Origin of the sequence: Streptomyces sp. NPDC057486, from assembly GCF_042802415.1 — a bacterium.
GTDB classification, from domain to species: domain Bacteria; phylum Actinomycetota; class Actinomycetes; order Streptomycetales; family Streptomycetaceae; genus Streptomyces; species Streptomyces yanii.
The window spans coordinates 1-8944 of the sequence record NZ_JBHVEE010000228.1 but is presented as its reverse complement, the minus strand read 5'-3'; the positions used below and the strand labels follow the sequence as shown (position 1 = coordinate 8944).

General features: G+C 71.8%; 9 protein-coding genes. 5 read left to right on the top strand and 4 right to left on the bottom strand.

Annotated elements, in window-relative coordinates:
* Nucleotides 1–63: 63 nt before the first annotated feature.
* The 4 genes from ACFU6I_RS46650 to ACFU6I_RS46635 are packed head-to-tail and all read right to left on the bottom strand — an operon-like array spanning nucleotide 64 to nucleotide 3883.
* Nucleotides 64–1221 (bottom strand): acetyl-CoA C-acetyltransferase, encoded by a 1158-nt coding sequence (locus ACFU6I_RS46650; protein ID WP_384380132.1) that lies wholly within the window; start codon nucleotides 1219–1221, stop codon nucleotides 64–66.
* Between the two features lie 33 nt (nucleotides 1222–1254).
* Nucleotides 1255–1842: a TetR/AcrR family transcriptional regulator gene (locus ACFU6I_RS46645; protein WP_384380135.1), complete on the bottom strand. Its 588-nt coding sequence runs from the start codon at nucleotides 1840–1842 to the stop codon at nucleotides 1255–1257.
* Between the two features lie 56 nt (nucleotides 1843–1898).
* On the bottom strand, nucleotides 1899–2684 hold the full coding sequence (locus ACFU6I_RS46640; RefSeq protein WP_384380130.1) for an SDR family oxidoreductase: 786 nt from the start codon (nucleotides 2682–2684) through the stop codon (nucleotides 1899–1901).
* Complete coding sequence (locus tag ACFU6I_RS46635; protein WP_384380127.1) at nucleotides 2681–3883, bottom strand: acyl-CoA dehydrogenase family protein; 1203 nt, start codon at nucleotides 3881–3883, stop codon at nucleotides 2681–2683. The genes ACFU6I_RS46640 and ACFU6I_RS46635 overlap by 4 nt, the downstream gene beginning before the upstream one ends.
* Before the next feature lie 48 nt (nucleotides 3884–3931).
* Here ACFU6I_RS46635 and ACFU6I_RS46630 point away from each other — a divergent pair, with 48 nt between their 5' ends.
* The 5 genes from ACFU6I_RS46630 (at nucleotide 3932) to ACFU6I_RS46610 (ending at nucleotide 8895) form a co-directional block, all read left to right on the top strand.
* Nucleotides 3932–4780 carry an enoyl-CoA hydratase gene (locus ACFU6I_RS46630; protein WP_384380124.1) on the top strand — a complete coding sequence of 283 codons (849 nt, stop codon included), beginning with the start codon at nucleotides 3932–3934 and terminating at the stop codon, nucleotides 4778–4780.
* Complete coding sequence (locus tag ACFU6I_RS46625) at nucleotides 4780–5949, top strand: acyl-CoA dehydrogenase family protein (protein ID WP_384380121.1); 1170 nt, start codon at nucleotides 4780–4782, stop codon at nucleotides 5947–5949. The genes ACFU6I_RS46630 and ACFU6I_RS46625 overlap by 1 nt, the downstream gene beginning before the upstream one ends.
* Nucleotides 5949–6944, top strand: coding sequence for an acyl-CoA dehydrogenase family protein (locus ACFU6I_RS46620; RefSeq protein ID WP_384380118.1), 996 nt, complete (start codon nucleotides 5949–5951; stop codon nucleotides 6942–6944). The genes ACFU6I_RS46625 and ACFU6I_RS46620 overlap by 1 nt, the downstream gene beginning before the upstream one ends.
* Nucleotides 6941–8020, top strand: coding sequence for an acyl-CoA dehydrogenase family protein (locus tag ACFU6I_RS46615; protein ID WP_384380115.1), 1080 nt, complete (start codon nucleotides 6941–6943; stop codon nucleotides 8018–8020). The genes ACFU6I_RS46620 and ACFU6I_RS46615 overlap by 4 nt, the downstream gene beginning before the upstream one ends.
* Before the next feature lie 89 nt (nucleotides 8021–8109).
* On the top strand, nucleotides 8110–8895 hold the full coding sequence (locus ACFU6I_RS46610; RefSeq protein ID WP_384380112.1) for an SDR family oxidoreductase: 786 nt from the start codon (nucleotides 8110–8112) through the stop codon (nucleotides 8893–8895).
* Nucleotides 8896–8944 lie beyond the last annotated feature (49 nt).

Below are 8944 nucleotides of genomic sequence, written 5' to 3'. Positions count from 1 at the left end.
GTGCGGGGTGCGGCGTCCCGGACCGGGAACCGCACCCCGCACGGATGCTTGCCTGACGACACGTCAGAGACGTTCGATGATGGTGACGTTGGCCTGGCCGCCGCCCTCGCACATGGTCTGCAGGCCGTACCGGCCGCCGGTGCGGTCGAGTTCGTGCAGCAGGGTGGTCATCAGCTTGGTGCCGGTGGCGCCCAGGGGGTGGCCGAGGGCGATGGCGCCGCCGTTGACATTGACCTTCTCCGGGTCAGCTCCGGTCTCCTTCAGCCAGGCCAGGACGACCGAGGCGAACGCCTCGTTGATCTCGACCAGGTCGATGTCGTCGAGACAGAGCCCAGTCTTCTTCAGCGCGTACGCCGTCGCCGGGATCGGCGCGGACAGCATCCGGATCGGGTCCTCGCCGCGCACCGAGAGGTGGTGGATTCGGGCCCGCGGGGTCAGGCCGTGCTCGCGGACGGCCCGTTCGGAGGCGATGAGCATCGCGGCGGCCCCGTCCGAGACCTGCGAGGAGACGGCGGCGGTCAGCCGGCCGCCCTCGACCAGCGGCTTCAGGCCGGCCATCTTCTCCAGCGAGGTGTCCCGGCGCGGGCCCTCGTCGCTCGTCACGTCGCCGTAGGCGACGATCTCCCGGTCGAAGCGGCCCTCGTCGATGGCCCGGATCGCCCGCTGGTGCGAGCGCAGCGCGAACTCCTCCATCTGCTCCCGGGTGATGCCCCACTTCGCGGCGATCAGCTCAGCTCCGTGGAACTGGTTGACCGGCTGGTCTCCGTAGCGCGCCCGCCAGCCCGCGGAGCCGGCGTACGGCCCCTCGGTGAGTCCGAGCGGTTCGGCGGCCTGGCGGCTGGCGAAGGCGATCGGAATCTGCGACATGTTCTGGGTGCCGCCGGCGACGACCAGGTCCTGGGTGCCGGAGAGCACCCCCTGGGCCGCGAAGTGCACGGCCTGCTGGGAGGAACCGCACTGCCGGTCCACCGTGACGCCCGGCACCTCCTCCGGCAGCCCGGCGGCCAGCCAGCAGGTGCGGGCGATGTCCCCGGCCTGCGGGCCGACGGTGTCCAGGCAGCCGAAGACGACGTCCTCGACGGCCGCCGGGTCGATGCCCGTACGCTCGACGAGCGCGGTGAGCACGTGTGCTCCCAGGTCGGCCGGGTGCGCGGCGGCGAGCCCGCCGTTGCGCCTGCCTACCGGGGTACGGACTGCTTCGACGATATAGGCCTCGGCCATGACTGCTCCTTGTTCTGTGTTCACAGTGACATGTCAGTCCCGCAGGGCGATGCCCTCCAGCACCATGGACAGGTACTGGCGGGCGATCTCCTCGGGGCTGTGCTGTCCGCCCGGCCGGTACCACGACGCGGCGACCCAGACGGTGTCGCGCACGAAGCGGTAGGTGAGCCGGATGTCCAGATCGGCACGGAAGATCTCGGCGGCGACGCCGCGTTCCAGGGTTGCCAGCCACGCCTTCTCGAATTTCACCTGCGAGTCGGCGAGATAGTGGAATCGGGGCTGGGTGGAGAGGTGCTTGGACTCCTTCTGGTAGATGGCGACCGCGGCACGGTGCCGGTCGATCTCCCGGAAGGATTCGGTGACGAGGGCCTCGATGGTCTCCCGCGGGCCGAGTCCGGCGGCGAGTACGGCGTCGTACCCGGCCCACAGCTCGCCCAGGAAGGTGGAGAGGATCTCGTCGAGCATCGACTCCTTGGAGTCGAAGTGGTAGTAGAGGCTTCCCGCGAGCATCCCGGCGGCGTCGGCGATCTTGCGGACGGTGGTGGCGTTGTATCCCTGTGCGGCGAACACCTCGGCGGCGGTGGCCAAGAGTTCGCTGTGCCGCTCGGAGGACGGGCTCATCGTGGTCTTCTCGCCTTTGCCGGGCGCGCTGCGCTTCGGTATCCGGTCATCACCCGTCACGCCCGCTGGCTGCTGACGGAGACCGTCTCGCCCGTCATGTACGAGGAGTAGCCGCTGGCCAGGAATACGATCACGTTGGCGACCTCCCAGGGCTCGGCGTAGCGGCCGAACGCCTCGCGCTCGGTGAGCTCGGCCAGCAGTTCGGGGGTGGTCACCTTCACCAGGTGCGGGTGCATCGCGAGGCTCGGCGCGACGGCGTTGACGCGCACGCCGTACTCGGCGGCCTCGACGGCCGCGCAGCGGGTGAGCGCCATCACACCGGCCTTGGCGGCGGCGTAGTGCGCCTGGCCGCGCTGGGCGCGCCAGCCGATCACCGAGGCGTTGTTGACGACGACGCCCCCGCGCTCCCGCTCCTTCATCCGTCGCAGCGCGGCACGGGTGCAGCGGAAGGTGCCGTTCAGAGTGACGTCGAGAACCGTGGACCACTGCTCGTCGGTCATCTCGACCAGGTCGGCGGTGCCGCCGAGTCCGGCGTTGTTGACGACGATGTCGAGGTGGCCGTGCTGCTCCTGAGCGAGGTCGAAGAGGGCCGCGACCTGCTGTTCGTCGGTGACGTCGCACGGCAGTGCGGCAACCCGGTCGGCGCCGAACTCCTCGGCGAGCGCTTCGGCGCTCTCCTTCAGCCGGCGCGCATGGGTGTCGCCGATGACGATCCGGGCGCCCTCCTCCAGGAATCTGCGGGCGGTGGCCCCGCCGATGCCCGCACCCGCGGCGGCGGTGATGACGGCGGTGCGGCCGTCGAGCAGTGCGTGGCCGGGCACGTAGGGCGGCGGTGTGGTCATGGGCGGGCCTCCTTGGGCAGGCCGAGGACGCGCTCGGCGATGATGTTGCGCTGGATCTCGTTGGAGCCGGCGTAGATGGTGTCGGATCGGGAGAAGAGGAACAGCCGCTGCCAGTCGGTGAGGTCGTACGGCTGACCGGCGGCCAGCATGCCGTCGGCGCCGCACACGTCCATGGCGAGCTCGCCCAGTTCCCGGTGCCAGGTCGCCCAGAAGATCTTGCCGATGGACGCCTCGGGGCCGGGGGCGCCCGCGGCAACCTGGTCGAGCATCCGCAGGGCGTTGCAGCGGATGGTCTCCAGGCCGACCCAGGCGCGGGCGAGCCGGTCGCGGATCAGCGGGTCGTCGGCCGCGCCGTTGCGCCGGGCCAGTTCGATGAGGGACTCCAGCTCGCGGCGGAAGCCGACCTGCTGGCCGAGGGTGGAGACCCCGCGCTCGAAGCCGAGGGTGGCCATGGCCACCTTCCAGCCCTCTCCGGGGGCGCCGACGATGTGTCCGGCGCGGGTGCGCGCACCGTCGAAGAACACCTCGTTGAACTCCGAGGTGCCGGTCAACTGGTTGATCGGCCGGATCTCGACGCCCGGCTGGTCCAGCGGCACCAGGAGGTAGGACAGGCCCTGGTGGCGGGTCGATCCGGCTTCGGTGCGGGCGACGACGAAACACCAGTCGGACTCGTGGGCCAGTGAGGTCCAGATCTTCTGCCCGGTGACAACCCAATCTCCCCCACTCTCGGCTCCGCTCGAGCGGGAGGTGCCCCCCTCATCCCGCTCGGCGCGGGTCCGTACGTTCGCCAGGTCGGAACCGGCGTCCGGCTCGCTGTATCCCTGGCACCACAGCTCCCGGGCCTCCACGATCGGTGGCAGGAACCGCTCCTGCTGCTGGGGCGTGCCGAAGGCGATGAGGGTGGGGCCGAGCAGCTGTTCCCCGATGTGGCCCACCCGGGCGGGGGCGTCGGCCAGGGCGTACTCCTCATGGAAGGCGACCTGTTGCTCCAGGGTCGCGCCCCGGCCGCCGTACTCCTTCGGCCAGCCCACGCACGTCCAGCCCTCGGCCGCCATGTGCCGTTCCCAGGCGAGCCGTTCGGCGAATGCCTCGTGCTCCCGGCCCGGGCCGCCGCGGCCACGCAGGCTCGCGAACTCCCCTGTGAGGTGGGCGGCCAGCCAGTTGCGGAACTCGGCACGGAACTCCTCGACGCTGCTCATGGCCGTACGGTAGTCTACCAAACACTTGTTAGGGAAGGAGGGGGCCCGATGACCGCTGCCCATGACGAACCGGTGTGCTACGAGAGGCAAGGCCCGGTCGCGACCGTCACCATGAACCGGCCCGACTACCGCAACGCCCAGAACTCCGCGATGACCTACGCCCTGGACCGGGCCTTCTACCGCGCCGCCGACGACGACGAGGTCAAGGTCGTCGTCCTGGCCGGAGCGGGGAAGCACTTCTCCGCGGGCCACGACATCGGCACGCCGGAACGGGATGCCCATCTGCCGTTCGACCGCAAGGCCGGACTGTGGTGGGACCACTCGGACAAAGCCGGAGCCGAAAGCCGCTTCGCCCGCGAGTCCGAGGTCTACCTGGGCATGTGCCGCCGCTGGCGCGAACTGCCCAAGCCCGTCATCGCCTCGGTGCAGGGCGCCTGCGTCGCCGGGGGCCTGATGCTCGCCTGGGTCTGCGACCTGATCATCGCCTCCGACGACGCGTTCTTCGCCGACCCGGTGGTCCGCATGGGCATCCCCGGCGTCGAGTACTTCGCGCACCCCTGGGTGATGCCGCCGCGCATCGCCAAGGAGTTCCTGTACACCGGCGACCGGATGAGCGCCCAGCGGGCGTACGAGGTCGGCATGGTCAACCGCGTCGTCCCGCGCGCCGAACTGACCGAACATGTCAAGGAGTTGGCGACCCGGATCGCCGAGATGCCGCGCATGGGGCTCGCCCTGACCAAGCGCGCGGTCAACCAGGCCGAGGACCTGCAGGGTCTGCACACCGGCATGGACTCGGTCTTCGGACTGCACCACCTCGCACACGCGCACAACGCCGAGACCGCCCCCGACGCGCTGGGCGGCATGGACATCCGCGCGATGAAGAAGGCGGGATCCTGATGGACCTCGATTTCACCGAGCAGGAGAACGCCTTCCGCGCCGAGGCCAGGGCCTGGCTCGCCGCGCACGTCCCCGGCACCCCGCTGCCCTCCCTGGAGACCGCCGAAGGCTTCACCGCCCACCGGCAGTGGGAACGCACCCTCTTCACGGACCGCTGGTCGGTGGTCTCCTGGCCCGAGGAGTACGGCGGACGCGGCGGTTCGATCCTTCGATGGCTGATCTTCGAGGAGGAGTACTACGCGGCCGGCGCGCCCGGCCGGGTCAGCCAGAACGGCATCAACCTGCTCGCCCCCACCCTCTTCGAGCACGGTACGCAGGAGCAGCGCACCCGCATCCTGCCCCGCATGGCAAGCGGCGAGGTCATCTGGGCCCAGGCCTGGTCCGAGCCGGAGTCCGGCTCCGACCTCGCCTCCCTGAGCTCGACGGCCGTGCGCACCGACGGCGGCTGGCTGCTGGGCGGCCAGAAGACCTGGTCCTCGCGGGCCGCCTTCGCCGACCGGGCCTTCGGCCTCTTCCGCAGCGACCCGGATGCCCGCAGGCCGCACCAGGGCCTGACGTATCTGATGTTCCCGCTGGACGCCGACGGCGTGACCGTACGGCCCATCGGCCGGCTGGACGGCAAGCCCGCCTTCGCCGAACTCTTCCTCGACGACGTGTTCGTGCCCGACGAAGACGTGATCGGCGAGCCCGGGCAGGGCTGGCGAGTGGCGATGAGCACCGCGGGCAACGAGCGCGGCCTGACCCTGCGCAGCCCCGGCCGCTTCACCGCGGCCGCCGACCGCCTGACCGCGCTGTGGCGGGAGCGGGCCGACCCCGCCGACACGGCTCTGCGCGACCGGGTCGCCGACGCGGTGATCGGTGCCCGCGCCTACCAGCTGTTCACCTACGCGGGCGCCTCGCGCCTGGCAGGCGGCGGCGCGATCGGCGCCGAGTCCAGCCTCAACAAGATCTTCTGGTCCGAGCTCGACATCGCCCTGCACGAAACCGCCCTGGACCTCCTCGGTCCGTACGGCGAGCTGTCCGACGGCGCCGAGGAGGCGCCCGGACACGGCAGTTGGGCCGAGGGCTACACCTTCTCCCTCGCCGGGCCGATCTACGCCGGAACGAACGAGATCCAGCGCGACATCATCGCCGAGCGGCTGCTCGGCCTGCCGAAGGGACGCCGGTGATGCGGTTCCTCCTGGACGACGAACAGCGGGAGTTCGCCCGCACCCTGGACGGCATGCTCGGGTCGTACGACACCATGGGTGCCGTACGGGCCTGGGCGTCCGGCGACCACGGACCCGGGCGCGCGCTGTGGGACCGGCTCGCGCAGGCCGGGGTCTTCGCCCTCGCCGTACCGGAGCAGCACGACGGCCTCGGCCCGCTCCCGCTCGAACTGGCCGTCGCCTTCACCGAACTGGGACGGCACGCCGTCCCCGGACCGGTCGTCGAGACCGTCGCCGCCGCCGCGCTCCTGGACCGGCTCGGCGACGAGGCCGCTGCCACCGATTGGCTGCCTGTGATCGCCTCCGGCAAGACGGTCGCCTCGCTCTGCCTGCTCTCCCCCGACAGCCCCTACGCCCTGGACGCCGATGCCGCCGACGCCGTCTTCGTCGTGGACGGCGACACCCTGCGCCTGGCCGATTCGGCGGGCCCCGTCCAGCCGTCCGCCGACCCGGCCCGACGGCCGGCCCGGCCGGTTGGGGGAACCGTGCTGGCGCGGGGGCCCGAGGTGGTCGCCGCGGCCGCATACGCCGCCGACGTCGCGGCGCTGGCCACCGCCGCCCAGGCCCTCGGGCTGGGCCGCGCCCTGCTGGCACGCACGGTCGAATACGTCCGGCAGCGCACCCAGTTCGGGGTGGCCATCGGTTCCTTCCAGGCGGTGAAGCACCGGCTGGCGGACACCCTCCTCGCCCTCGAATTCGCCCAGCCGCTGGTCCACTCGGCCGCCCTGGCCCTGGCCTCCGGCCGGGCGTCGGGCCGCGAGATCGCGGCGGCCAAGGTCAGGGCGGGCGAGGCCGCCTACGCCGCGTCCCGCACGGCCCTGCAACTGCACGGCGCCCTCGGCTACACCGACGAGCTCGACCTGTCGTTGTGGATCCGCAAGGCCCGCCCGCTGCGCGATGCCTGGGGCACCCCCGCCGCGTGCCGGGCCCGCGTTCTCCAGGGAGCAGACATATGAGACTGACGGATGAACAGGAGGAACTGCGGTCCGCAGTAAGGTCGTTGCTCGCACGTTACGAGGGTGCGGCGGCCTGGCGTCCGCTGACCGGGCAGATCGGCGTCGCGGGGCTCGCCGTCCCCGAGGAGTACGGCGGCGCGGGCTGCGGAGCGGCGGAAGTCCACGTCGTGATGGAGGAGTTGGGGCGGGAGCTGAGCCCGGTCCCCTTTCTCGGCTCCGCGGTGCTCGTGGTGCAGGCGCTGCTCGCCTCCGGTGACGCGGCGGCCTGCACCCGGTTGCTGCCGCGGCTCGCCGAGGGCCGCACGATGGGGACGCTGGCGTGGGCCGAGCAGGGTTCCTGGGACCCGGCGGCGATCCGGGCCGGGGCCGTCGCCGTCCCCGGCGACGGCGGCACTTGGCGGATCACCGGAACCAAGGAGCACGTGCTGGACGGCACAGAGGCCGATGTGCTGCTCGTGGCGGCCCGCACGGTGGCCGGGGTCTCGCTCTTCGAGGTAGCCGTGGACGGTGCGGAAGTACGCCGCGAGGCGGTGGTGACGATGGACCTGACGCGGCCACAGGCGCGCGTGGTCCTCGACGGCGCCGAGGGCCGGCTCATCGGCACCGACGGAGAGGGCGACCGGGTGCTGCGGCACGTACTGGACCTGGCCTGCGCGGCGCTCGCCGCGGAGCAGGTCGGCGCGGCCGAACGCTGTCTCGAACTCACGGTCGCGTATGCCAAGGACCGTGTCCAGTTCGGCCGGCCCATCGGTTCCTTCCAGGCGGTGAAGCACCGGCTCGCTGACGCGTACGTGCTGGTGGAGTCGGCGCGCTCGGCCGCACTCGGCGCGGCCTTCGCGGCCGTCGAGGGCTCGTCGGAGCTGAGCCGGTCCGCGGCCGTCGCCAAGTCCGCCTGCTCGGAGGCGTTCTCCGCGATGGCGGGCGAGATGATCCAGCTGCACGGCGGTATCGGCATCACCTGGGAACACACCGCGCACCGCTACTTCAAACGTGCGCACGGCTCCGGCCGGCTCTTCGGGCCGCCGTCGTGGCACCGGGGCCGGCTCGCCACCGGCCTGGGGCTGACCGCCGCGTGACCGGCCGGGCACAAGCCCGGTCACCCGGGTCCGTGGTTCCAGCCACGGATTCCAGTAAGACCGACCGGAGCCTGACAGAAGGCGGGAGCATGAACGGCAACAACCCGATGGACTTCACCGGACGAGTCGTGGTGGTCACCGGGGGCACCAAGGGCATCGGTGCGGCGATCGCCGAGGCGTTCCTCGGCGCGGGCGCGGATGTGGTCGTCTGCGGCCGCAACAAGCCGGGGTCGCTGCCAGGTTCGAACGGGCGGCACGCCGTGTTCCTCCCGGCCGATGTCCGCGACCCTGCGGCGGCTGCGCGGCTCGTCGACGGCGCCGTGGACCGCTTCGGCCGGCTGGACGTCCTCGTGAACAACGCGGGCGGCTCTCCCGACGCCGAAGCGGCCACGGTCTCGCCGCGGTTCGTCGAGAAGATCGTCGCCCTCAATCTGCTGGCCCCGTTCTACGTGGCCCAGGCCGCCAACCGGGTCATGCGGACCCAGAGCGGTGGTGGCTCGGTCATCAACATCGGCAGTGTCTCCGCCCATGACCCGCAGCCCGGCACGGCCGCCTACTCGGCCGCCAAGGCCGGTCTGCTCACCCTGACCAGGGCGCTGGCCCTGGAGTGGGCGCCGAAGGTGCGGGTCAACCACATCACCACCGGCTTGATCCGCACGGAGAGCGCTGCGGCCGTCTACGGCGAGGACGGCGGGGCCGCGGTGGCGCGGGTCGTCCCGATGGAGCGGATGGCCGTCCCGCAAGATGTCGCGGGCGCCTGTCTCTACCTCGCCGGTGGCCTCGCCTCCTACGTCAACGGCGCGGACCTGGCGGTGCACGGCGGCGGCGAATTCCCTTCCCGCTATCTCGCCGTGAAGTCCGGCGAGACGCGGTGAGGCCGGGCGGACGGGCCGGTTGAGGTCTGTGTGCGGGCCCCTCGGGGCC

Coding starts and splice junctions, on each gene's coding strand:
- ACFU6I_RS46630 (WP_384380124.1), top strand. CDS start 3,932: ATGACCGCTGCCCATGACGAACCGGTGTGCTACGAGAGGCAAGGCCCG.
- ACFU6I_RS46625 (WP_384380121.1), top strand. CDS start 4,780: ATGGACCTCGATTTCACCGAGCAGGAGAACGCCTTCCGCGCCGAGGCC.
- ACFU6I_RS46645 (WP_384380135.1), bottom strand. CDS start 1,842: ATGAGCCCGTCCTCCGAGCGGCACAGCGAACTCTTGGCCACCGCCGCC.
- ACFU6I_RS46650 (WP_384380132.1), bottom strand. CDS start 1,221: ATGGCCGAGGCCTATATCGTCGAAGCAGTCCGTACCCCGGTAGGCAGG.
- ACFU6I_RS46635 (WP_384380127.1), bottom strand. CDS start 3,883: ATGAGCAGCGTCGAGGAGTTCCGTGCCGAGTTCCGCAACTGGCTGGCC.
- ACFU6I_RS46610 (WP_384380112.1), top strand. CDS start 8,110: ATGAACGGCAACAACCCGATGGACTTCACCGGACGAGTCGTGGTGGTC.
- ACFU6I_RS46620 (WP_384380118.1), top strand. CDS start 5,949: ATGCGGTTCCTCCTGGACGACGAACAGCGGGAGTTCGCCCGCACCCTG.
- ACFU6I_RS46640 (WP_384380130.1), bottom strand. CDS start 2,684: ATGACCACACCGCCGCCCTACGTGCCCGGCCACGCACTGCTCGACGGC.
- ACFU6I_RS46615 (WP_384380115.1), top strand. CDS start 6,941: ATGAGACTGACGGATGAACAGGAGGAACTGCGGTCCGCAGTAAGGTCG.